We start from the raw sequence: 23,170 nt of genomic DNA, 5'->3' as shown, positions 1-23,170 counted from the left end.
GGATCCAGCGTTTCGGGAGGAGCGCGCACGCCATCGAGGCGATGCCTTCGAATTGCTCCTTGCCAGCCCAGTATCGCCGCCGAGTGATTTCCCTGGCATAGCCGGTCCATGGCATTCCATTTTCAGCCGCGAGGCTACGTTGCGGCAGTTAAGCGCGTCATCGAGTTGATTCTCGCTGACACATTTTCCAAGCGAATATTGGACAGCGCTTCAGCGCCGGACTTTCAACTCCATTTGATCCACTTGCCTTCTATAGTCGGCTGCGTTCACTGAACGCCGCACCTTTTGCAGCTCTTTTGCGCTACGGCAAGTTCATTATTGCATCGAGCTCGCCGGAACGTTTCCTAAGACTCGATGGACGAAAAGTCGAAACACGTCCAATCAAGGGGACCATTGCGCGCTCCGCTGATTCCGAGGAAGATCAGCGGCGCGCTGAATTGCTACTCGCGTCCGAAAAGGACCGTGCCGAGCATACAATGATTGTCGACCTCCTGCGCAACGATCTGTCACGCGTTTGCACTTCCGATTCGGTCGATGTTCGAGCGCTGTGCAATCTCGAGTCCTATGCCTCGGTGCACCACCTCGTGTCAATTGTTGGCGGCGGACTTGCGGAAGACCAAGACGCCGTTAGTCTGCTTCAGGCCTGCTTTCCTGGTGGCTCCATTACTGGCGCGCCGAAGGTGCGGTCGATAGAACTGATTGCCGAAATCGAGCGTGTGGCACGAGAGGTCTATTGCGGGGCGATCGGCTTTATTGGCTTCAACGGACACATGGATACGAATATTGCGATCCGCACGGCCACGGCTAGCGGCGATGTAGCTGTGTTTCATGCGGGTAGCGGCATAACGGCGATGTCGAAGCCAGAAGCTGAATACGAGGAGACGCTCGCCAAGGCGCAGCGAATCTTTGACGCATTTCGGGCTGACCCGTCTGGTGCATTTTGATTATCATCATCGAATACGATTTCTTTGTCTTCAATATCGCCCGCTATTTTTTAAAACTTGGCGAGGCAGCGGAGCGGCCAGTATCGGCGATCTTGTCGGTCTCAAGCCGCGCGCCGTGGTGATCTCGCCCGGTCCCTGTACTCCAGTTGAAGCCGGAATATCGACCGCGTCGTCCGCAAACTTTCAGGTCTCGTTCCAATTCTCGGCATTTGCCTGGGGCATCAGTGTGTCGGGAGCGTTTTTGGCGGACCCCGCGCGCGGCACCCAATGCACGGCAGGTCTTCGCAAAAGACATGATCGTCAAGGGCTGTTCAACGAGCTCCTCTCCCCACTTCGTGTTGGTCGCTACCATTCGCTCCTTGTTGAGCTCGACAAAGCATGTGCGCCGGATATCACGGTCACAGCGCATTCCGATGAAGGCGAGATCATGGCCCTTGCACATTGTTATCATCCGACTCATGGCGTGCAATTTCATCCGGAATCGATACTGACCGAGCAAGGACACGTGCTCCTCATGAACTTCCTTCGATTCGCACGAGCTTCAGGTCGCGCCAGATAGTTTAAAGACTACTCTCAGTAACATTGACCGTGATCATGACGCAATCTTACGACTTGAGACACCTACTCTCCCGCCCGACCGAAATCGAGCGGTGAACCGAATTAGCGGATCCAGCGTCAAACCTTCATGAGCTAAATTGCCCCGGCCTGTTTCAATTCTGCGATCTTGGCATCGTGATAGCCGAGCGTGGCTGACAAGATCTCGCACGTGTGTTCGCCCAGTCGCGGGGGGTAGCGATATTCCTTCACCGGCGTCTCTGAGAACGTGAGCGCATTGCGGATTAGCGCGAGCGACTGCTCGAAGGGGTGTTCGACCTTTACCTCCATGCCCCGCTGACGCACATGCGGATCGGCAAAGACTTGCCCAAAATCATTGATCGGGCCAGAGGGCACGCCGGCTTTTTCAAGCCTCTCGAGCCAATAGGAAACGTTTTTCTTGAGAAACACGCCGGCGCAGATCGCCATGAGCTCCTTACCATTGGTGACGCGATCGTTGTTCTTGGCGAATTTCGGATTGGTTGCGAGCTCGGGCGTTCCGAGCACCGCACACATGCGCGCAAATTGCGTGTCATTGCCGGCGACCAGCATCAATTCGCCATCAGCGCACCGAAATACGCCGGCGGGCATCCCGCCATTACCCCAGGTGCCGCGGCGCGGCGGTGTCCTGCCGCTGACGAGATAGATTTGCGCATAGTGGGACAGCGATGCGATCACGGTGTCGAACAGACAGACATCGATGTGTTGGCCCCGCCCGCCATTCGCTTTCAGGTGATAGAGAGCGGCCAAGATCGCGATCGAAGAGTTCATACCGGTCATGTAGTCGACTATGGAAGGACCGATCTTCATCGGTCCTGAGCCGGGCTCACCATCCATATGGCCGGTGGTGCTCATCAAGCCGCCCATGGCCTGGAAAATCGCGTCATAACCCGGGCGTGACGCATATGGCCCGCTCTGGCCGAAGCCGGTGACGGAGCAGTAGATGATGCGCGGGTTGAGCTTGCGGATAGCTTCATAGTCGAGGCCATAGCGCTTGAGGTCCCCAACTTTGTAGTTCTCCATAAAGACGTCGCAGTCCTTCGCAAGCTCGCGAATGATAGCCTGCCCATCGGGGTTTGCGATATTCACCGTGACTGAGCGCTTGTTTCGGTTGGCGCAGAGATAGAACGAATTATTGTTGTTTTCGCGCCCTTCCGGGTCCTTTAAATAGGGGGGCCCGAAAGTGCGCGCGTCATCGCCCGTGCCTGGCCGCTCGATCTTAATCACGTCAGCGCCAAGATCGCCCAGCATCTGCGATGACAGCGGACCGGCAAGCACGCGCGTGAGATCAAGAATCTTGATGCCGGAAAGCGGTAGGGCTGCCATGAAGGTTTTCTCCTGATGGAATTCTGCGGCACCGGCGCGCCTGCTGCGGCCTGCACGCCCCTTCGTGCGGCAACTTCCCGCTCGGCGACTAAGAGACGCGATAGCGATCAGGTCGAGGTCGCGCTGATCTGGTCTTAATCTTCGTCCGCGTCGAGAAGGCGGCGCCATTCACCATAGGAAAATACCGGCTTGTGAAGGAGAAAATAGCCAGCATCTCGCTTCCGCGAGGGTAATATGGTTGATTTTCTTACTTTGATGCAGGATTTGGTCGTAGATCCGAGATTCGGTTATGTGCCCACAAATATGGACTGCAGAGTGGACCATGTACGTGTCGCGCCACGTGTTGGTGGCTCGCAGTGCGCGCGATTGTTATCTCCCTGGTCCCTCCGCTGGGAACATGCAGCGTCCTGTCGCGTCCCAATTCTCGGTATCTGCCTTGGCCATCAGGTGCATCAGGAGGCGTTTTTGGCGGACGCATAGCGCGTGCTCGTCGTCGTATGCACGATCGCCTTCGTAGGAAACGCATCACTGCGGAGGGCTATCAAGAACTCCTGTCGCTATACGTGGGGTTCTGCCACTCTCTCCTCGTCGAGACCAGCGAGTCCTGCATTTCACTGCGACGGCGCCTTCGCAACAGAGGCGAGATCATGGCAATCGGACATCGCCATAAACGAAGCTGTGGCGTACAATTTCGTTCAGTATCGAGGAGGAGACGTTCTGCTTATGAACTCCTCAGTCGCAGAAACTTCCCGCACACGACGATGGCGACGGCCGAAACGTGGAAGTTTGCCGCAAGTTGCTGTCGCTTGGGTGAAACACCAATTTAACCGGGTTCGCGCCGATTGCCATATAGTGGGAAGCGGTCGCGTTTTGGTAGAGCTTTGCATTGCATTAGACGGCCCCCGGCGGGCATGCCGGAGGCCTTCCTTGGAGGTTAGAGTTAATTGAGCCGCTATCTTCTCTCCTTCCACTAGTTTGACAGAGACTCACCAGTTGCGCTGAGCACGGAGCAGCAGCGTAAAACTGTCCTGGTCCTTGAGTTCATACACAGCAGCCGGCTTGGCAGTCGCCGCGTTTCCTGCATAGGCCACCGTGCCAGAAAACCTCTGGTCAACATGGGTCCAGTTCAAGTCAGCCGAGAAAGTCAGGTTCTTGACCGGAGTCCAGCGGGTGATGATACCGGCCTGGGCGATGTTGAAGTCCGGGTTGCAGGTCGAACCCACGATGAGAAGAGCGCCCATCGCCGCACTGCCGCAGATGAAGCCTTTCGCAGTGTCGGTGTAGCGGATTGCAGCCCACGCACCGTAGATGCCGGTGTTCCAGTATGGATCCCAGTTATGGACATAGCCACCGCGGAAGCCGTAGGTTTTGACCGTCTCAAGTCCCGAACCGGCGACAAAGACGGCATCGGGCGCGCTGGCAAAACCGACGCTCTGGTAGGCGCCGGCCAAGCCGGTGCTGCCGAACATCGAGTAGCTGACCGCAGCCAGATCCTGGATGTTGTAGCGAGTGGCGCCATCCGTGTAGACGCCTTGGATGTTGAGCGTGTCGCCCGCACCGGTCGGGATGTTCTTGATTGACAAGGCCAACTGAACAGCCCAGCCCCACTTGTCGGCCGGATAACCGATCGTCTCCGATGCGCCATAGTAGCCGGCATGGTTGTCGTGTGCGGCGACCGACGCCTGGAATAAGCCCCAAGCCTGGTCAACACGAACCATACCCACGAGGTCCGGAGAACGCGAGCCGCCAATATCGTTCAAACCGTAGGATCCGCCGACGATGCCGGCAGAAGTAATGCCCGATACGTTGATGAGGCCGGCTTGATAGTACGCAACTTGGTCCTGGGCTGAGATCGCCGCCGTGATGCCTTGACCGAAGTCCGCGGTATAGGTGAATTGGTTTACACCAGTGACCGCGCCGCCGCCGCCGACGAGACCGTCAAAATTGTTCTGCGGATAGTTGGTCCACGGGGCGCTGAACTGCGAAACGGCCTTCCCCATGGTGAAGCCAGCGAATTGAATGAACGCGTAGTAGACGCCGAGCGAACCACCCGCGACCGAACCGCTACCGCTTGTTCCGGCAGGAGCAGAGTCATAGGCAGTTGCGCCGCCCGCGGCGCCTGTACCGGCACCGGCATAACCGCCCGTGGTCCAGGAGAAGGTCCCATCGAAGAACGTACGAACCACGCCGTACTCGGTCGCGGTGCGTGTGTCGATGTTGAAGTCTTCACGCGAACGAGCCGTGTAGTAATTGCTCAGCCGATTGTGCGCGCCAGCGACGCCGCTGAATTGGCCGTTGTAAATGCTGTTTGTGTTGAGACCGACCTCAACGCGAAGGTAGCCACCAAGTTTGATGCAGGTGTCGGTCCCCGGGATGTAGTAGAATCCCGCGCCATACAGCGAGCAGATCTTCACATATTCGACCGCTTTGGCTTTCGCGGGAAGGTCGGCTGCCTGCGCCCCGGCACCCGCGAGCATTGCGGCGGAACCGAGGACAAGACTTTTCATTAGTTTCATCGATCAATCTCCAAGCTAGGAAACGTCTTCCTCCGCGCTGCAAAGATCCGCTGCAGCTAGGCTGAGGTAACGGACCGCTCCGAGGCGCCCCGCTCTAGATCTAGTTTGCCTGATCAATTGCTGCAATTAATTAATTTTTCCAAGTCATCTTCTGCCCATCGATGTTGTATCTTTGCAACATCACGGCTCTGTCCCAGCCCGGAGGCTATCGTCGGCGTGACCGCGCCGTGTCGCCCCGGGTGAGTGGTGCGAAAGGTAACGATCCGGTGAGGAGTGCGTAGCGGTCACTCACGCACCCTGATCGACTTGCTAATTTCGCCGCACAATTCCAGGGCGGCAGTTCGTCGATCTTTTGGACTGGATGTGCTGCGATGCGCGCCAGGACGTCGGCGACCCAAGCTTGTGGATCTACCTCGACGATCAGGCTGTACATAACGGCGGCCCGGACGCCGCCGCGAGCGGAACACGGCGGTCCGTCTCATCGATAGCTCGAACAGCACGCTGGTCTCGGCCTGATCCTTGGTGAGGTAGGCAAGGTCATCGAGGATCAGGAGATCGAAGTCGAAGCGATTGACGGCGGCCTCGAGATTGAGCTCGCGTCGGCCGACCTGGAGCTTCTGCGCTCGCAGCCATTGATCGGCAGCCGGTTGATGTCGGCTAGTCGGGCGGCGTCAAGGTCAGCCGCGAGCTGATCGGCAAGTTCGGCCTCGCAGCCGCGCTCATAGGCGAGTGCGAGCAGATCGACCATGATCCGGCAGGCCTTCTTGTCCGGCAAGTGTTCGCGCAAGGGTCGAAGGATCGGCGGTAAGCTTCACGCGGGAACAGCCGATCGCGATAGACCAGATTGACAAGCGCCATCGGCTTGCGCCGCAAGGAATGGATCACGTGACATAATCGACGACCTGGTCGTGCTTGCCGTTGGGATGCGGCCGCTCGCGCAGCAGGGTGGGTGCCGCCGACGAACACGTCGAGGCGATCGTCGTAGAACCGCACCCGCAGCCGGTGGCACGATCAAACGTGACGGCACCGTGTAGAACACCTTGCGTAAGGTGAAGCCGCCGGACGAGGTCACGCGGACGATCACCTCCTCGTAGTCGGAGGCACAGCGATGCGGCAAGCCCTGCAACACGGCGCGCCCGGCATCGATCCGCTTGGCGTTGCGGGCATTGTGGCGGCTGACGATCTCGTCGATGAAGCCGCGGTAAGCGGCAAGGTCATCGAAGTCGGCGGTGCCGCGCAGGAGCAGCGCGTCGACGATCGCCCGCTTGAGGTGGCCGTGGGCTCTTCGATCGCGCAGTCCTCATGGGCGATGCCGCGGTTGTTGCGGGAAGGCCGCATGCCGTAATGGGCACAAAGATCCTCGTACCGGTGCCTTAGATCCTCCTCGCGTTCCGATCGAGATTGCAAAATGCGGCCGACAAACTGTCGGTCCGATGCTCTCGCGGCGCGCCGCCGAGCGACCACAGGGCATTTTGCAGCCCTTCGGCCAAGGCGACGAAGCTCTCGCCACCCAGCGCACGACAGGGGCGTGCTCAAACCCGGAATAGGCCAGCCGGAAGCGGTAGAGGCGGTGATCGAGCGGCGCTCCGGCGATGCTGACGCCCAGCTCGCCCATGTCGGTGAAGTCGGAGAGGCCGACCTGGCCGGGCTCGTGGGTCTGGCGGAAGATCACTTCCTGCTCCTCGCCGTGGATCGCCCGCCAGGCTCGGATCCGGCGCTCCAGCGTGCGGCGGATGCCGGTCCCGAGTTCAGGCTGCCGTCGCAAGATCTCTTCGAAGATCGCAATCGGCCGCACGCCGGGCGCGGCCTTCAGCATTGGCACGACCTCGGCCTCAAATACGCCGGCCAAGGAATCTGGCCGGCGACTGCCGCGGGCTCCCTTCTTCCGCGATGGAAGGCGGGGATCCTTCTCCATCCGATAAGCGGTAGACGTGCTGAACGACGCCTTGGCGGCTGCCACTGGCGGGGTATCGGTCTGACGGTACTTCATGTAGAGCCTCATCTGGTGATCGGTAATGTGTCGGCCTGGCAAGCGAGTGATTCCTCATGCCGGAAGAACCACTTGCATAACCAGCCGGCCGCGATCACCAGACGGCGCGGTGCCTTGTGGATCGCGCCGTCGCCGAGCTCGTAACTCCGGTCGGGCTACGCCCTCCCTGCGTCACGAGCTCGGCGACGCTCTCTCATCCCGATTGACTCTCCACTTCCATCCTGATTGCCGCGCGGCACGCTGTTCGCAGGCTCCGACGGTGGTGACCGCCTCTCTGGTCGAAACCTGTAAGCTGAACGACGTCGATCCGCTTGCCTAATTAACCGGCGCGCTCACCAGGATCGTCACGAATATCTGATCGTCAATTCCAGCATCGCCCGGGCGCATCAGCACGCCGGGAGCGACAAAAAGGGGTCTGAAGATTAGGTGCTGGCAGGTGGGGCGGCCCGCCTGCGCACGAAGATACATATCGCCGTTCGCGGCCTGGGGTGCCCCTTGCGGTTCGCGCTCACCGCAGGCCAGAAGGGCGATGCACCACAAGCTGCCGCGTCGATCCGAATGACTGGCCGAGGTCGTCATCGCCGATACAGCCTATGAACCCGATCATTTGCTCCAAGACATCGCCAAAAAAGCGCTACCTGTCATCCCGAACAACCCGTCACGCGCACTTAAATGTCCGCGCGACAAGCATCTCTATGCCGAGCGATATTTGAGGAATGCTGTTCCTGCAAACTCAAGCAGTTCCGCCGCGTCGTCACCCGCTTCCAAAGCGCTGCCGATACTACCGCGCCGTGGTCACTCTCGCTGCCATCGTCCTGTGGATGCGATAAGTGTCCACCCTGCACCAATGCAAGTCAAAGGCCTCCGGCTGCACGCCGGAGGCCTTCTCGAATAGCTGCGTATAGTGCTTCTTCTTATGCTAGCCTGACCGCGTCTCACCAATTTCGCTGAGCATGGAGGAGCAGCGTGAGGCTGTTCTGGTCCTTCAGCTCGTACACAGCACCCGGTTTTGCGATACCCGACTGCAGCGGCAGCGTTACAGTGCTTCCCCCCGCATACTTCTGATCCAGCATCATATAGTTGACTTCGGCCAAGAAAGTCAGGCCTTTGACGGGCGTCCAGGAGGTGTATGTACCGATAGCGGCATAGTTGAAGTCGGGGTTACAGCCAGCCAGCCCACTCGACAACGCGAGCCCAGTGACCATCGCACCGCAGATGTAACCCTTGGCTGTGCCGTTGTAGCGCACAGCGCCCAACCCGCCGTAGATAGTCGAGGCCCAGTGTGGATCCCAGTTGTGTGTGTAACCGCCGTTAAAGCCGTAAGTCGTAGTCAGCTCCTGACCAGCACCTGCAACGAACACCGAGTCCGAAAGACCAGCAAGTCCGACGCTCTGGTAAGCACCCGCCAAACCCGTACCGCCGTACATCGCGACGGTGCTGGACATATAGCTGTGGAAGCTATAACGGCTTGCACCTTTCGTGTACACACCCGTGAGGTTCACTGTATCACCTGGGCCAGTCGGCAGGTTCTTGATCGACAATGCCAGCTGTCCAGCCCAGCCCCACTTATCATCCGGATGGCCAGTGACCTCAGTCGCGCCGTAGTAGGCGGCATGGTTGTCGTGGGCAGCGAACGAGGCTTGGAAGAGGCCCCAAGCCTGGTCAACTCGGAGCATGGCAACAAAATCAGGAGCACGCGTACCGCCGATGTCATTGGCGCCGTATGCACCAGCTGCGAGCCCCGCAGGCGTCGCAGCGCTCACATTCCAGACGTTGCTTGTGTAATTGGCAACCTGATCCTGGGCAGAGAATGAAGCCGTGATGCCCTGGCCGAAGTCGGCCGTATAGGTGAGCTGGTTCACGGGCTCCCAGCCGCCGCTGCCAGGCAGGTCGTGCCAGTTAGCCGGATAATCGGCCCATGGGGTGGTGAACTGCGACTGGGCCTTGCCGAGTGTGAAGCCCGCGAACTGGATGAACGCGTAGGGGACGCCCAGCGCTCCGCCGGCGACGGAGCCGCTACCGCTCGTGCCCGCTGGCGCCGCGTTATACGTCGTTGCGCCCCCCGCGAGGCCCGTACCGGCCCCGGTATAGCCGCCTGAAGTCCAGGTGAACCAGCCCATGAAGTAGGTACGGAGCATTCCATATTCGGTCGCGGTGCGCGTATCGATGGTCAGAGCTTCACGAGCACGGGCCGTATAGTAGTTGCTGAGCCGGTTTTGTGCCGCACCCAAACCACTGTCGGCGGGGTAAGCGATGACGTTCGTATGCAAGCCGGTCCAGACACGCAGGTAGCCGCCGAGCTTGATGCAGGTATCGGTCCCCGGAATATAGTAGAAACCGGCACCATAGAGTGAGCAGACCTTCACGTACTCGACCGGCTTCGCCTTCACAGGAAGATCGGCCGCCTGCGCCGCCGTGCCGGCGAACAGTACCGCAGAACCCAGGATAAGACTCTTAGTCAATTTCATTGATGAACCTCCAAGTTGGAACGTCGTCTCCGCCTTCAGAAGATCCGCAGCTACGCCCATGGCGGGTGCTTGACGGAACGACTTCGAGGCACCCCTCGCCGTCCGTCATGCTATAGCGCTCTTACTCAATTGTGAAAATTAATTAATTCATACATCTGACATTTGGCCAAGCGAAGTTGCCCACGCGCAACAACTGCCGACAACTTTATTAGGAAAAATTTGGCGCTATTGAAGAAAAGCCTCCGGGGGGCATCCCAGAGGCTTCCTTGGAGATTCAAACATGACCGCCGATTTGTTTCACGAAAAACGGTCGACACCATCAATAGCTAAGATCAATTGTATAAGTCAATTTATTTTTGCATGCCATCCTTGTCACCGCCCCCCTGTTTAGAGCGACAGAAGCGGGGTACGTACCTATTCGCAGCGGGTGTCATGTTCTGCTCCCAGAGACTCCCAGTTTGGCGGAAAGAGCGAGATGGCCGAAGAAAAACACTCCGACAAAGCCGTTAGTGATTTCATCTGGAATATTGTCGAGATCCACTCCCAGCTTGAGGAAATACATAAGAGCTGGGCCCAAATGCTTGGAATATCCGAACCACAGTGGTTGATCCTCATGGCAGTCGAGGAGCTCGACGATGGACGCGGGGTCTCGGGAATAGCGATTGCGAACAAGCTTCGGATCCATCCAGCATTCGTCACCAACCAGACGAAGAAGCTTGAAAAAATGGATCTGCTGATCCGTGTCACATCGCCTAACGACGCGAGATTCCTGCAGATGTCGCTTACTCAAAAGGCTCAGGCGGAAATCATGAATCTCTCGATCAAAAGGCAAGCTCTCAACTCGACGATTTTTGCCGAGCTCGATGAGGACTCCCTGCGCTACCTCAACAAAAGGTTGTCCTCGATTGCCAAGAATAGCCGGTTGGCATCTCAAAAGCTGAGTATCGGCGTATTATAGTCATCGATGGCATCGACCTCATTGAGCCGTTGCGAGCTTATGCTCCAGCCATCCGAAGATGTAGTCGTCGGAAGACACGAAATTTTCGATTTCCCCGATGGAAGTCCGGGTCATCCGCGGCATGGCCAACTCCAGATCAACGCGCGCAGCCCTGCAGTCCGTTTGCAATTTGATTGCCTCCGACACGCTGACCGTGCCACGCCCACCAGCGACCACAAGAACGGGGCATCTCAACTTTCGTGCTAATCGTGACCGACGTGCCGCCAGTACGCTCTCATCCAGCACGTCCGCTGGTTTGGTCTTCCGACCAACGGACGCGAGAGTCCGAGCCCAGTCCCAAAGGCCACCATCGCAAACCGCTGCAGCAACGCGCCGATCAGAGATTGCGAAATCAGTAGCCAGAGCAGCCGACAAACCTTCCCCATAAATTCCGATCCGAGCCCCATCGACGCCAGGCTGACCTGACAGGTAATCCAAGCAGGAAGACAATGCCAGTTCCGACTGGCCGCGCCACTGAGCTGAAACCTCTTCATGAGAGACGACCAGAACCGCGAAGCCGCGACTGATTACCGCAGGCAGGAGCCTTCCGAGCAGCGCGGCTCCCGTTTCTTCTTCCCTGCTAATGCAAATGACTGCCGGAGCGGATGGATGACGACCGACAGGGGAGAAGTAGTAGGCGAAAAACTCGGATTGATCGGAGGCAATCAGCACCTGTTCGACCTTCTGCTCGAGCGATAGTCCGAACCTCTGAATGCTGGCATCAACCTTTGCCAGAATCTCTTCGCTCTTAGGATCATCTTCATCGACCAGTCGCCTGGCAACTTCGAAGGCGGTGAGTGCGCAGAGCCAGGCGTCGGTCGCCTCGGCGAGCGCCCCCTTCTTAAAATTCTTTTCAGAAAGAACGAAATGAGCGTCGCCGATGTTTGTCCACCGTGCGACCCAGTTATGCCGACCGATGGCGAGCGCGATGTCCTCGAGATTGTCCAGGAACACGGCGGCGCCCCGCCGTGTGGACGCAAGATCCCCGGACATGTGAGGCCAAGCAGCAGCCAACATCAGTGTTGCTCCTAGTGCGGACCCTCGCCATCCGCTCACAGAAATATTATCGAGTACCTGAAGCTGAAATCTTCAATAAGGCGCGCATTAACGCTGAAATTCTGCTTATAGCCCGACTAATGCGCAGGTTTTTATGCGCTTATGCCTCCACCGCGCGCGCCCGAGACGAAGGCAGAAGCTCAATTGGAGATTGACCCGATGCCCTGCCAGAGCTCGCACCAGCTGATAGTTCGAGCCCAAACGCCGTCTGTTCTTTGAATAGATCGTCATGCCTATCGTCGCTCTCCTCTCGAGCGATCGCTTGCTAGAGGCCGGGGTGTCGAGCCTAACCATTCGCGGACGACATCTCCTGCAAGGATATTCATACGCAGATCGTCCCAAGTCTCGGCAATTCGCGCCGACGGCTTTCCGCCGTGCTTTCAGCTGAGATAGATGCCTGCCGTCTTCGCGCAATGCGAGAGAGTTGTGCCCCCGAAAGATCGACCGTCGTCGAACGAACCAGCTTATTTCATTGCACGGGCCGCCGCCCATGAGCCGCCCGGCCACGTCAAGCGGTCGATGTTTGCCCTCTCTGTCGATCAGCACCTCCAAGCGGCTCAGGATTGCTTGGCGAGCTCGTCCATAACCTGCTTGGTCGCTTGATATGCTATATCCACGATTTCATCGATTTCAGCTTCGGACACGACAAGCGGCGGGGCAAATCCAAGAATATCCCCATGAGGCATTGCCCGGGCAATGAGTCCGCGATCTCGAGCAGCTTTTGAGATTCGGGCTCCCACCTTGAGCTCTGGATCAAATCGGCGTTTCGTCTGGCGGTCTGCAACAAACTCGATCGCCCCGAGCAAGCCCACGCCCCGAACCTCTCCGACGATCTCCATCTGCGCGAATCTCTCCTTCAGCCGCCTGTGGAAATGCGAGCCCACGGTTCTGGCCCGGTCGCTCAGCTGCTCCTTCTCAACAATATCGAGAACTGCATTGGCGGCAGCCGCCGCTATCGGATGGCCGGAGTACGTGTACCCGTGCGAAAATGCCCCCACTCGATCGGCGGCCTCTTCCATAACTGCGTAAACCTTCTCACCAACAATGGCTGCCGAGAGGGGCACGTAGCCAGATGTCAGACCTTTGGCGACCGTAACGAGATCTGGCTCCATGCCGTAGAGCATGCTCCCGAAATCAGCCCCGGTTCGACCGAAGCCGCAAATCACCTCATCGGCGATGAGAAGAACGTCGTAACGCCTGAGCACGGCCTGGATCTCACGCCAATAGCCAGCAGGAGGCGGTGTAATTCCTCCCGTGCCAAGGACCGGCTCAGCGATGAAAGCACCGATGGTTTCCGGGCCCTCCCGCACGATCAGCTGCTCGAGCTCCGACGCACGTCGGCGAGAAAACGCCTCTTCCGTTTCGCCTGGCTCAGCGCCCCAATAGTGGTGAGGTGTGCCTGTGTGCAAAATGCCCGGAAATGGAAGGTCCATGTGATCATGGTAGAAGGACATTCCGGTCATCGAGCCAGAAATTACGGAGCAGCCATGGTATCCGCGCTCGCGCGAGATGATCTTCTTCTTCTTCGGTTGGCCACGCAAATTGTTATAGTACCAGACGAGCTTGGCCTGGGTTTCGTTTGCGTCTGATCCGGACAGCCCAAAAAACACCTTGCTTGGTTTGCCGGGCGCCATTCGCACGAGACGATCCGAGAGCGCCGCCAACTCCTCGGTCGTATGAGCAGCATATGTGTGGTAGTAGGCCAGCTGATAAGCCTGCCGCGCAATGGCTTCAGCGACTTCAGTTCGACCGTACCCAATGTTTACACAATACAGGCCGGCAAAACCGTCAATGTAGCTGTGTCCGAGCGCATCCTGAATTCGGATACCCTTGCCCCTGGTGACGATCGTGGGATCGCCGATCTTGCCTGAGGCGAAATCCTTGAGCTGGGTGAACGGATGCAAAACAGTCGAACGATCTCGCTCGGCGATGGCCTTGATATCAGTCATCTCTATTCTCCTAAGCCGGCAAATCGCCGAAGCAGACGTATTTCATTTCCATGTATTCGTGGATGCCGTGTCGCGAACCTTCGCGGCCAAGGCCGGATTGCTTCCATCCCCCGAACGGAATAGGCGGGCCCGTAAATGAAGCAGTATTGACGCCAACCATGCCGTATTCCATTTGCTCGGAAAGCCGAAGCGCTCGTCGCAGGCTGTCCGTATACACGTAGGCGGCCAACCCCATTTCGCTGGCGTTGGCGCGAGCGAGCACCTCTTCTTCGGAGTCGAACGGAAGTACAGCGGCTACCGGGCCGAACGTTTCTTCTCGACAAATGAGCATGTCTTCCGTGACATCACTTAGCAGCGCCGGAAGAACGAAGTTCTCACCCAGGCTCGGCTCCATTTTTGCGGAAATGACCCGCCCCCCTTTTGCTGCCGCATCGTCGATTTGAGCCCTGCACTTGTTGGCCACCGACAGTTTCGTCATTGGGCCAATATCTGTTGCAGGCTCCAGTCCGTGACCTACTTTGAGTTGACCCATTGCAGCCGCAAAGGCCTCGACGAAGGCAGCATAGATGCCCCGCTGCACGTAGATCCGATTAGCCGCCAAGCAATCCTGACCCGACGTAGCGAACTTCGCGGCTACTGCCCCTTTGACAGCTTTATCGAGTTCGACATCGTCGAAGACGAGAAAGGGGGCGTGCCCTCCGAGCTCGAGCGACACTTTCTTCACTGTATCGGCCGTCCCCTGAAGCAGCAGACGACCAACCTGAGTAGAGCCAGTGAACGAAAGAGCACGCACCCTTGTATCGCGCAGCAAAGGCGCCGAGAGTTCGATAGGGTCGCCAACGAGGACCTGAAACACACCGGGCGGTATCCCCGCTTGTTCAGCCAACCTGGCCAACGCAAGAGCAGAGAGCGGAGTCTCTGGAGCAGGCTTCACGATGACCGGACAACCGGCTGCAAGAGCGGCTCCAGCCTTTCGCGCAATCATCGCGACCGGGAAATTCCAGGGAGTGATTGCCGCAGCAACGCCAATCGGCTGCATTCGCACGTGAAGCAAACTTCCGGGCTTATGACTGGGAATCGTTTCTCCGTAGGTGCGCTCCCCCTCAGCAGCGAACCAGTCGAGAAATGCAGCCCCGTAAGCAATCTCGTACCGCGCCTCAGCGAGCGGCTTGCCCTGCTCGCTCGTGACAAGAATGGCAAGCTCTTCCGAGTGCTCGCGCATCAATGACGCCCAAGACCCGAGGATGGCCCCACGCCTGATCGGCAACAATTGTCGCCAGACAGAGAAGGATCTCTCAGCTGCCGCGATCGCCCGATCGGCATCTTCGGCATCGCAGCGTGCAACATCCGCAATTTCCTCGCCTGTGGCGGGATCAATCACGACATCTCTTCTGTCACCCGCGATCCAGCGGCCATCGACGAACGCAGCCCCCGCAACAAAATCACGACGACGCAGCGCTTGCAGATGCTTCCTGGCGATACCAGCCGAATGCGGAAATTTATGCTGAACAGTTCCAAAAACCACTTCGAGAGTCCCTGCCCCGTCATTTGTTGAAATTGGCCATGCAATCAGGATACGTTGTACTCAGGATCATTTGCGTCGCCTTTCCTGCCGGTGGGATGATTTCCTGCACTGTGTGTGGATTGGGCGATGGAAATCGCCAGGGGCCTGGAGACGATTATGCAATACGACCGAATTGACGCTCGCATCCTTGAAATCGTGCAAAAGAACAATCGCCTAACGTCCGAGATTATCGGGGAGCTGGCAGGGCTTTCCCCCACCGCGTGTCAACGACGACTGAAGAGGCTTCGCTCGGAAGGCATCATCGAGGCTGACGTCTCGATCGTTTCGCCGAAGGCGGTGGGAAGGCCAATTCAAATGCTGGTGCTAGTCACTTTGGAACGCGAGCGTTCAGACATAATCGACAAGTTCAAGAAAGCCATCAAAGGATCGGTTGAAGTCGTCAATGGATTTTACGTCACCGGCGATGCTGACTTTGTCCTGTACGTCACTGCGCGCACCATGGAGGACTATGAGCAGTTCACACGGCGCTTCTTCTATGAGAACTCGGACATCAAAGGATTCAAAACAATGGTCATAATGGATCGCGTAAAAGCTGGTTTTGCAATCCCAATTGAGACTCCGTCAGAGGAGTGATGCGACGATCCCACGTTGCGGATCCATGCACTTCTTTGGTCATCCGCCTCACTGAAGCAAAACGTCCGTCACCTGGTTTCTCTACATCTTTTAAATTGATCAAGTAGGTGCCCCGCCATCGAGTTGCACAAAACCTTCGCGTTCTCCGGAATCGGGCACAAAATTCGGCCACGCGATCCGTACATTTGGAGAAATCAGCCTCCAGGGCCCGGTAGATAATTGGTCCTCTGAAGATCGTCTCCAGAACCGATTTAGGCGTGGAGACTGTCATCGTTTTTTTAGGCAAAAAGGGAGGCACCTTCATGACCGGATCGCTGCAGGACAAAGTCATCGTGGTCACCGGCGCAGGCCGCGGTATTGGGCGGGAGATCGCGCTACTTTGCGCAGCCGAAGGCGCCAAGGTCGTGGTTAACGATCCCGGCGTAGCATCAGACGGTTCTGGCTCAAGCTGGGCGCCCGCCGAAGAGGTCGTCGAGGAGATCAAAAAACGCGGCGGCACGGCCGTTGCCAATTTCGAGAGCGTTGCGGAAGCGGTTCCAGCCGGTAAAATCGTTAAAACCGCGACGGATCATTTCGGCAGGCTCGATGGCGTCGTCAACAATGCCGGTATTCTGCGTGACATGATTTTTCACAAGATGAGCGTGGAGGCCTTCGAGTCTGTGATCAAGGTGCATCTGATGGGTTCGTTTTACGTCTCCCGTGCGGCGGCACGGCTGTTCCGCGAGCAGGAGAGCGGCTCCTTCGTGCACTTCACCTCGACTTCCGGCCTGATCGGCAATTTCGGTCAGGCGAACTACGCCGCGGCCAAGCTCGGTATCGTCGGTTTGTCGAAATCCATCGCGCTCGACATGAACCGCTTCAATGTACGTTCAAATTGCGTCGCGCCGTTTGCTTGGAGTCGCATGATCGGCAGCATCCCGACTGAGACCGACGCCGACAAAACGCGAGTTGCAAAGATCCAGCAGATGGGGCCCGAGAAGATCGCGCCCGTAGTCGCCTGCCTCCTCGGTGATGCGGCTAAAGATGTCACCGGCCAGATCTTCGCCATACGCATGAATGAGATCTTTCTGATGAGCCAGTCGCGGCCGATTCGCTCGGTGCAGCGGAGCGAAGGCTGGACAACACAATCGATCGCGGAGCACGCGATACCGGCACTGAAGGGATCGTTCTATGGGCTTGATCGCTCAAGCGGTATCTTCAGCTGGGATCCAATCTGAGTTTCCGTGTACAGCTACAGTGCTGCGGTCTTCCGTTGTTTGCACCAGAGACCGCCCGCTTCCCGTTTGCAAGCCAATGCTTCTCAGGCGGAATGTGCGGGAAACCAGGACCGACGCGGCGCGGCTTTGCCGAGCTAACCTTTTTGGCCATGGCGTTGTTCGAACCATCAACACTTGAATCGGCAGAGCGAGCGCTACGCTCCATGTTGTGCATCGATATGATCTTATCCGCGCAACCAGATTGGAGACGACTTCGTCGCCGCTGCTGACCGGATCTTTGGCCGGGCTGATCTGCAAGAAAGCCCCCTCAAGAATGACGATGGGAGCAAGCCTCCGGCAAGCTTTGGAAGAAGCGGCCCTACAGTCACGCAGCAGGACGTGCGCGCACGCAGCTGTCGTGCTCGTTTACTCTTCGCTTTCCTAAATGGATCCCACATACTCGCCCTTCCGCAAGCGCAGCGACTCTTGAGGGGGCAGTCGCCAAAATGAGCATAGGCCCAAGGCTGCATTAGCATGGACTGCTGCACGGCCAGGGGATCACTCAGGAACGATCAGGTCACCTCGTTGCGACACCTCAACGCCTCAACAACTTTCTGCGCCAAACGTGTTATTTTGCCGAAAAGCAGCACGATTCCTGCGCAATATGCGGTCGCAATATCCAGAATGCAGCTAATTTGGTTTAAGCTGCGTCATTCGCGACGTCAGTGATTACCGTTGCTGCGACTCCTGGTTTCGCATTTTCAAGCTGAATAGCCTGCCGTTTTCTTTGATTTGGTGTGCAGAAATCTCTGTCACGGCGTCGCGAGCGAATTGCGTACGCCGTTCGGCGGCCAACACTGAGTGATTTGTCGAACCTAACCTGAGCGGAGAGAAAGTGGATGCTGAAGAACACGAAGCCCGTCTGGGATTGGATCGACGCCAACAAGTCAACGTTTCACGATTTAAGTGATCGGATTTGGGATCGTCCTGAGCTGAATTATCAAGAATTCTTTGCTGCGAACGCGCACAGCAAGGAATTGGCTTCGCGGGGTTTCGCGGTAACCGATTCGCTGGCGGGTATTCCCACGGCGATCATGGGTGAGGCAGGCCAGGGGGGGCCTGTGATTGCCTTCCTCGGAGAATACGACGCCTTACCGGGATTGAGCCAAGAGGCGGGGGTCGCGGCGGAGCGGCCGCTCGCTTCGGGCGCTTCTGGACACGGTTGCGGCCACAACATGCTCGGCTCTGCCTCTCTGTTGGCTGCTGTAGCTGTGAAGGAATGGCTCGCTCACACCGGACTGCCCGGGCGCGTACGTTACTACGGTTGTCCTGCGGAGGAAGGCGGGTCGTCGAAGAGCTTCCTAGTCCGGGCTGGCGCTTTCGAAGATGTCGACGTGGCAGTTTGCTGGCACCCGGCCGCGTTCTGCGGCGTATTTAGTCCTGTCTCCCTCGCCTGCGTGGAAATGGAATTCACCTTTCATGGCCGCGCCGCTCATGCTGCAGTGGCGCCTCACCTGGGGCGTAGCGCACTAGACGCTGTGGAGCTCATGAATGTTGGAGTGAATTATATGCGTGAGCACATGCCCTCATCGGCTCGCGTTCACTACGCTCTTGTTGATGGTGGAGGCATCGCGCCGAATGTCGTGCAACCGCGCGCGGTTGTGCGCCACCTCGTTCGAGCAGCCAACCTCAGCGAAATGTGGGATCTGGTGAATCGGGTGAAGAAAATTGCCCAAGGTGCGGCTCTCATGACCGAAACCACAGTAGACGTACAGCAGCTCTCCGGTGAGGCAAACCTGGTCGGAAATTCGCCTCTGGAAAACGCTATGCAAGCAACCCTTCTCCAACTGGGCGGCCCCGGGTTCGACAACTCCGACAGAGAGTTCGCGAAGGAAATACAGAAAACGTTGTCGCCTGACAACATTCGCTCATTGTATGGTCTTTACGGACTGCCTGTGAGTTCTGAATCCTTATCAGAGCAGATATATCCGCTGTATGGCGCCTCCAATGTTTCTATCGGGTCGACGACGTCGGAACGGTGAGCTGGGTCGTACCTACGGTGCAGTGCCGCATCGCGTGCTACGCAGTCGGAACGCCTGGTCATTCCTGGCAGCTTGTCGCTCAAGGAAAGTCCCCCGCCGCGCATAAAGGGATCACGCACGCAGCAAAGGCAATGGCGGGCCTCGCAGTCGACGTCCTCTCGAGCCCAACCCTTCTGTTGGCGGCAAAAGACGCGTTCAAGCAGTTTCGCGACGAAAATGAATTTCGAAATCCCATCGGTCCGGAAGCGGAACCGCCTCTGGAAATGGCGAAGCAATAGGCCCTGCGGGCGCGTTGTCGGAAACGAGCATGATGCTTCTGTGCGGCAGATGCAGCATGCACCAACTAGGCTGGTCGTACCTTCAGTCGCCGGCCCAGTTGGACAACCATTTTCGAGATGCCGGCTGAAGCGGTGGGATGGCGATACGTTGGCGTAGCGACGTCCTTCTCGAGAGGCAAGGTTTGGTACGCGAAAGAACTCGCGAAGCGCGCCTGAACCACCCTTGCTGGGCTCTCCGCAACGGGCCCCAGCGCTTCACATTTGAACTTCGATCAGGCGTGGCCCACGCTCGGCCTTGGCTTCGGCCAAGGCCTTGTTGAATTCGTCGGCAGTCCTCACTGCGCGGCCCGGCACCCCCATTCCGCGCGCCAGCGCGACGAAGTCAAGCGTCGGGCGATCGATCTTCAGCATGTCGAGTGCGCGTCGACCGGGTTCGCCCGCGCCGACGCCGTCGAACTCACCACGTAAGATCTGATAGACGCGGTTGGCGAAGACGATGGTGACGACGTCGAGACCTTCGCGCGCCTGCGTCCACAACGACTGGATCGTGTACATCGCAGTGCCGTCGCCGACCAGACAAAACACTTTGCGGTCCGGACAGGCGACCGCGGCGCCAATCGCCGCCGGCGTTGAGAAGCCAATCGAGCCGCCCATGTTCTGCAACCAATCGTGCGGCGCGGCTGCCGCCGTCGGCTGGAAGAAGTCACGGCCGGCGGTGATGGATTCGTCGACCACGATAGCATTCTCCGGAAGCGCATACGCTATCGCCTGCGCAATCGTAGCGTAGTTGAGTGCGCCCGTGGGCTTGACTACTTCCAGAAGCGTTTGTGGCTTGACATCATTCGCGCTGGCATGGAGCGCGTCGGCAAGCGCATCGAGGGCGCCAATCGAATCTTCCCCGCTGGCGGTCATTCGATGCACTTCGCATCCGTCGGGCTTCAACAAGCTCGGCTTGTTCGGGTAGGCGAAGAAGGCAACCGGCTCATCGGCTTCGACCAGCACGATGTGACGAAATCTCTGAAGGAACGATAGTGCCTGCTCGATGACATAAGGAATGCGCTCGATCGAGAAACGGCCGCGGCCGCGCGCGATCCGGGGACGCGAGGTCGGGCCTGCCACTGTGCAGCCGGTCTTTCCGGCAATGCGCTCAGCCAGGGACAAGCCGTGTTCGGTCAGCGCGCTGCCGGTGATCAGCAGCAGCGTGTGGTCGGGATCGCTACCCAGAATTCTTGCCGCGTTCTCGACCGCCTGGGGTGAATAGGATGGGCGTTGCGTCTTGAGCGGCACCTCGGCGATACTGTCGGCCTCATTCCAAGCGGTATCTGCCGGCAGGATCAGAGTGGCGATCTGTGGCGGCGAGCTCCTGGCCGCGGCAATCGCAGCGGCACCGTCGGCGGCAACCGACTTCGCATCCCGCGAGGTCCGCACCCACGACGACATGGGCCGCGCCAGACCTTCGATGTCGGAAGTGAGCGGCGCATTGTAGCCGATGTGATAGCCTGCATGCTGGCCCACGATGTTGACGATCCCGGAATTCGACTTCTTGGCATTGTGCAGGTTCGCAAGGCCGTTGGCGAGGCCTGGGCCGAGATGCAGGAGCGTCGAGGCGGGTATCCCCTTCATGCGGAAGTAGCCTTCGGCTGCTCCCGTCACCACACCTTCGAACAGACCGAGCACGCAGCGCATGCCTGGAACGCGATCCAGTGCCGCAACGAAGTGCATCTCGGAGGTGCCCGGGTTCGTGAAGCACACATCGACCCCACCTTTCACAAGCGTACGCACAAGACTTTCCGCACCGTTCATTATTTGAGCTCCCTAGCCGAAATTTGCGAGTGGTTCGCCTCGATCAAACATCGTTCACTGTTTCCGTCAAAAGAGTCGCCGTCATGCAGCCTACTTGGACGGGTGCAGCCTTTGTACTTGGCGGCGACGCATTGTAACTGCGCTAACGAGAATCCTTGAGGATCGCGCCCCTACGTGCCTTGGCTTACGCACAGGCAGCGGCTGCCTTGGACTGCATTGATTTGGAGACAATTTGTGATCCGCCGCTTGTACAGATTGGAATCGTCCGTGGTGCGTACCGGACACCGCTCGGCACTTCACGGCGACCACTTTGGCTTTTCCGCCGCGGTCACACTCCTCGCTCCATTGCTATGTTAACCCGCGCTTGATCTTTGAGAGAAAGGCAAGCGCGTCGGAGCTATTACCTGCCGCTTCGAGCCCCCGCGCAACTGGCCTAACATAGAGCAGCTAATCGCCTGAAAACTTCACATTTCCGGTGGTCGGCGCAAAATAACGGCCACACAAGGCATTACATTGAGGATTTTCAGCGCTAGTAGACGCTACGATCATCATGAATAAACGATGGCCAGAAATGAAATGCAGGGGCGGCAGGGCGAGACGGCTTAATCCTTGAAGGTCTGGGACGGAAATGAAAATAGTGACAGACCGCGATCTTAGGCAACTTGTTCCGTTAGAGATCAAGGCGGTCCAGCGCGCAGAAGGGTTGGTGGACCCGCTCGACATCACGACCGCAGGCCGTACCCCGCTCCTTCGAGCCGATCCTCCTGAATATGCGGAGCGAACTCGCCCGAGCTCGGCAACACTACCCTCAAGATCAGCTCGGCGCTTTCAACTGTCCGATCGGCGAGCGGGAATGGCAATGATGGTGATGTTTCGGCAAGTCTGCCCAAGTGCATCGGCGACCCAGTGGATCCACCGACCGGTGAGGTTTGAGGCGAATCTATCATGTGCCAATGCCTCCACCAGCGCGGCCATCCAGCGTCATGTTCATCGGCACTTCGAATGGGCCATGACAGTAGAAGCTGGCTAGACAACCGAGAGCTGATCAACCGGCGCCGGCTGGGGAACAGAACTTTCGTCATTTCAACATCAACAATCGATGGAGCTAAGACACATGACAATCAACAAAGCACCCGCGGTATTCCCGCGAGCAGAGTACCTGCGCAGGCTTGCCGCCGTAAAAGCAGAAATGGAGCGCCGCGAGATCGATGCACTTGTCGTGAGCAGCCCCTCCAACATTGCCTATCTTACCGGTCACACCGCTTATTCCTGGTATGTTCCGCAGGGGCTTCTGGTTTCGCTTCGCGAAGAGGAGCCGACGTTTATCATGCGTCGCATGGATGCCCCAGCAGCCATCCATCAGACGTTCCTCGCGCCCAGCAATGTGATTGGTTATCCGGAAGACCTCATCGCCAACCCCGAGGGAAGGGACGGTTACGACGTCATCATTGACTTCCTCCATGACCATGGCCTTGCAAAACGAGGCGTAGGCCTCGAACCAGGTTTCTTGACGCTTAAGACCGGCCAGGCGCAGGAGAAGTTCAAAAAAAGACTGTCGAATGCGAAGGTCGTCGATTTTTCCAAGGCCGTCGACTGGATCCGGCTCGTCAAGTCCGATCTCGAAATCCAGGTTATGCGGGAAGCGGCTGACATTGCTACCGCAGCGGTCATGCGTGCGGCAGAAGTGATCCATCCCGGCGTGCGGGAAGCTGATGCGGCCGCCGAGATCATTGCGACTCTGGTGCGCGGTGCAAACGGCAAGCCCGCAACGGCACTTGCTCACTTCCTCCTGTGCGCGTCGCCACGCACGGGTACAGCCCACATCCGGTGGACCGAGGACGTCTTCTGCAACG

At 58.1% G+C, this 23,170-nt stretch carries 14 protein-coding genes and 4 pseudogenes; 9 read left to right on the top strand and 9 right to left on the bottom strand.

The annotated features are described in order from the left end of the window. Positions 1 to 182 precede the first annotated feature (182 nt). Both CWO91_RS45565 and CWO91_RS29735 read left to right on the top strand, forming a co-directional pair. Positions 183 to 944, top strand: a complete 762-nt coding sequence (locus tag CWO91_RS45565) for an anthranilate synthase component I family protein (protein ID WP_433995584.1) — start codon at positions 183 to 185, stop codon at positions 942 to 944. Continuing rightward, entirely contained in the window at positions 907 to 1,503 is a 597-nt protein-coding gene (locus CWO91_RS29735) for a glutamine amidotransferase-related protein (protein ID WP_433995582.1), read from the top strand. The genes CWO91_RS45565 and CWO91_RS29735 overlap by 38 nt, the downstream gene beginning before the upstream one ends. Before the next feature lie 131 nt (positions 1,504 to 1,634). Here the strand turns inward: CWO91_RS29735 and CWO91_RS29730 are convergent, their stop codons facing one another. Continuing rightward, positions 1,635 to 2,864, bottom strand: a complete 1,230-nt coding sequence (locus CWO91_RS29730) for a CaiB/BaiF CoA transferase family protein (RefSeq protein ID WP_130218687.1) — start codon at positions 2,862 to 2,864, stop codon at positions 1,635 to 1,637. Positions 2,865 to 3,098: 234 nt separating this feature from the next. On the opposite strand from CWO91_RS29730, the gene CWO91_RS45560 reads away from it, so the two are divergent. Continuing rightward, the gene (locus CWO91_RS45560; RefSeq protein WP_130218685.1) at positions 3,099 to 3,344 is read left to right on the top strand and encodes a glutamine amidotransferase-related protein; all 246 of its coding nucleotides are present in this window, start codon (positions 3,099 to 3,101) and stop codon (positions 3,342 to 3,344) included. Positions 3,345 to 3,850: 506 nt separating this feature from the next. Here the strand turns inward: CWO91_RS45560 and CWO91_RS29720 are convergent. The 3 genes and pseudogenes from CWO91_RS29720 to istA form a co-directional block, all read right to left on the bottom strand. Next, positions 3,851 to 5,380: a porin gene (locus CWO91_RS29720; RefSeq protein WP_130218683.1), complete on the bottom strand. Its 1,530-nt coding sequence runs from the start codon at positions 5,378 to 5,380 to the stop codon at positions 3,851 to 3,853. Positions 5,381 to 5,705: 325 nt separating this feature from the next. Next, positions 5,706 to 5,843: pseudogene (locus CWO91_RS44635) on the bottom strand (transposase domain-containing protein); the annotation flags it as partial. Positions 5,844 to 6,020: 177 nt separating this feature from the next. After that, positions 6,021 to 7,412 (bottom strand): annotated as a pseudogene (gene istA / locus CWO91_RS29710) (IS21 family transposase); the annotation flags it as partial. A 306-nt stretch (positions 7,413 to 7,718) separates the two neighbouring features. Here istA and CWO91_RS44630 point away from each other — a divergent pair. Then, positions 7,719 to 8,200: pseudogene (locus tag CWO91_RS44630) on the top strand (IS5 family transposase); the annotation flags it as partial. A 105-nt stretch (positions 8,201 to 8,305) separates the two neighbouring features. On the opposite strand, the gene CWO91_RS29700 reads toward CWO91_RS44630, so the two are convergent. Next, positions 8,306 to 9,838: a porin gene (locus tag CWO91_RS29700; RefSeq protein ID WP_130218679.1), complete on the bottom strand. Its 1,533-nt coding sequence runs from the start codon at positions 9,836 to 9,838 to the stop codon at positions 8,306 to 8,308. 475 nt (positions 9,839 to 10,313) lie between these two features. Between CWO91_RS29700 and CWO91_RS29695 the strand changes: the two genes are divergently transcribed. Next, complete coding sequence (locus tag CWO91_RS29695) at positions 10,314 to 10,796, top strand: MarR family winged helix-turn-helix transcriptional regulator (RefSeq protein ID WP_130218677.1); 483 nt, start codon at positions 10,314 to 10,316, stop codon at positions 10,794 to 10,796. A gap of 18 nt (positions 10,797 to 10,814) precedes the next feature. Here the strand turns inward: CWO91_RS29695 and CWO91_RS29690 are convergent, their stop codons facing one another. The 3 genes from CWO91_RS29690 to CWO91_RS29680 form a co-directional block, all read right to left on the bottom strand. After that, the gene (locus CWO91_RS29690) at positions 10,815 to 11,852 is read right to left on the bottom strand and encodes an alpha/beta hydrolase family protein (protein ID WP_130218675.1); all 1,038 of its coding nucleotides are present in this window, start codon (positions 11,850 to 11,852) and stop codon (positions 10,815 to 10,817) included. Between the two features lie 596 nt (positions 11,853 to 12,448). Then, the gene (locus CWO91_RS29685; protein WP_130218673.1) at positions 12,449 to 13,840 is read right to left on the bottom strand and encodes an aminotransferase; all 1,392 of its coding nucleotides are present in this window, start codon (positions 13,838 to 13,840) and stop codon (positions 12,449 to 12,451) included. Positions 13,841 to 13,850: 10 nt separating this feature from the next. Continuing rightward, positions 13,851 to 15,365, bottom strand: a complete 1,515-nt coding sequence (locus CWO91_RS29680; protein ID WP_245471422.1) for an NAD-dependent succinate-semialdehyde dehydrogenase — start codon at positions 15,363 to 15,365, stop codon at positions 13,851 to 13,853. 156 nt (positions 15,366 to 15,521) lie between these two features. On the opposite strand from CWO91_RS29680, the gene CWO91_RS29675 reads away from it, so the two are divergent. The 3 genes and pseudogenes from CWO91_RS29675 (at position 15,522) to CWO91_RS29665 (ending at position 19,514) form a co-directional block, all read left to right on the top strand. Beyond that, complete coding sequence (locus CWO91_RS29675; RefSeq protein WP_130218693.1) at positions 15,522 to 15,998, top strand: Lrp/AsnC family transcriptional regulator; 477 nt, start codon at positions 15,522 to 15,524, stop codon at positions 15,996 to 15,998. A 302-nt stretch (positions 15,999 to 16,300) separates the two neighbouring features. After that, complete coding sequence (locus CWO91_RS29670) at positions 16,301 to 17,215, top strand: SDR family NAD(P)-dependent oxidoreductase (protein WP_130218671.1); 915 nt, start codon at positions 16,301 to 16,303, stop codon at positions 17,213 to 17,215. 878 nt (positions 17,216 to 18,093) lie between these two features. After that, positions 18,094 to 19,514 (top strand): annotated as a pseudogene (locus tag CWO91_RS29665) (M20 family metallopeptidase). 255 nt (positions 19,515 to 19,769) lie between these two features. Here the strand turns inward: CWO91_RS29665 and CWO91_RS29660 are convergent. Continuing rightward, positions 19,770 to 21,317 (bottom strand): acetolactate synthase large subunit, encoded by a 1,548-nt coding sequence (locus CWO91_RS29660; protein WP_130218669.1) that lies wholly within the window; start codon positions 21,315 to 21,317, stop codon positions 19,770 to 19,772. Between the two features lie 1,114 nt (positions 21,318 to 22,431). On the opposite strand from CWO91_RS29660, the gene CWO91_RS29655 reads away from it, so the two are divergent. After that, positions 22,432 to 23,170: aminopeptidase P family N-terminal domain-containing protein (locus CWO91_RS29655; RefSeq protein ID WP_130218667.1), on the top strand; the 739-nt coding region annotated here is incomplete at its 3' end.

The organism is Bradyrhizobium genosp. SA-3 (assembly GCF_004212635.1).
GTDB lineage: Bacteria > Pseudomonadota > Alphaproteobacteria > Rhizobiales > Xanthobacteraceae > Bradyrhizobium.
Note: the sequence above shows the minus strand (reverse complement) of the source record. Positions and strands in the feature narration are given on the sequence as shown.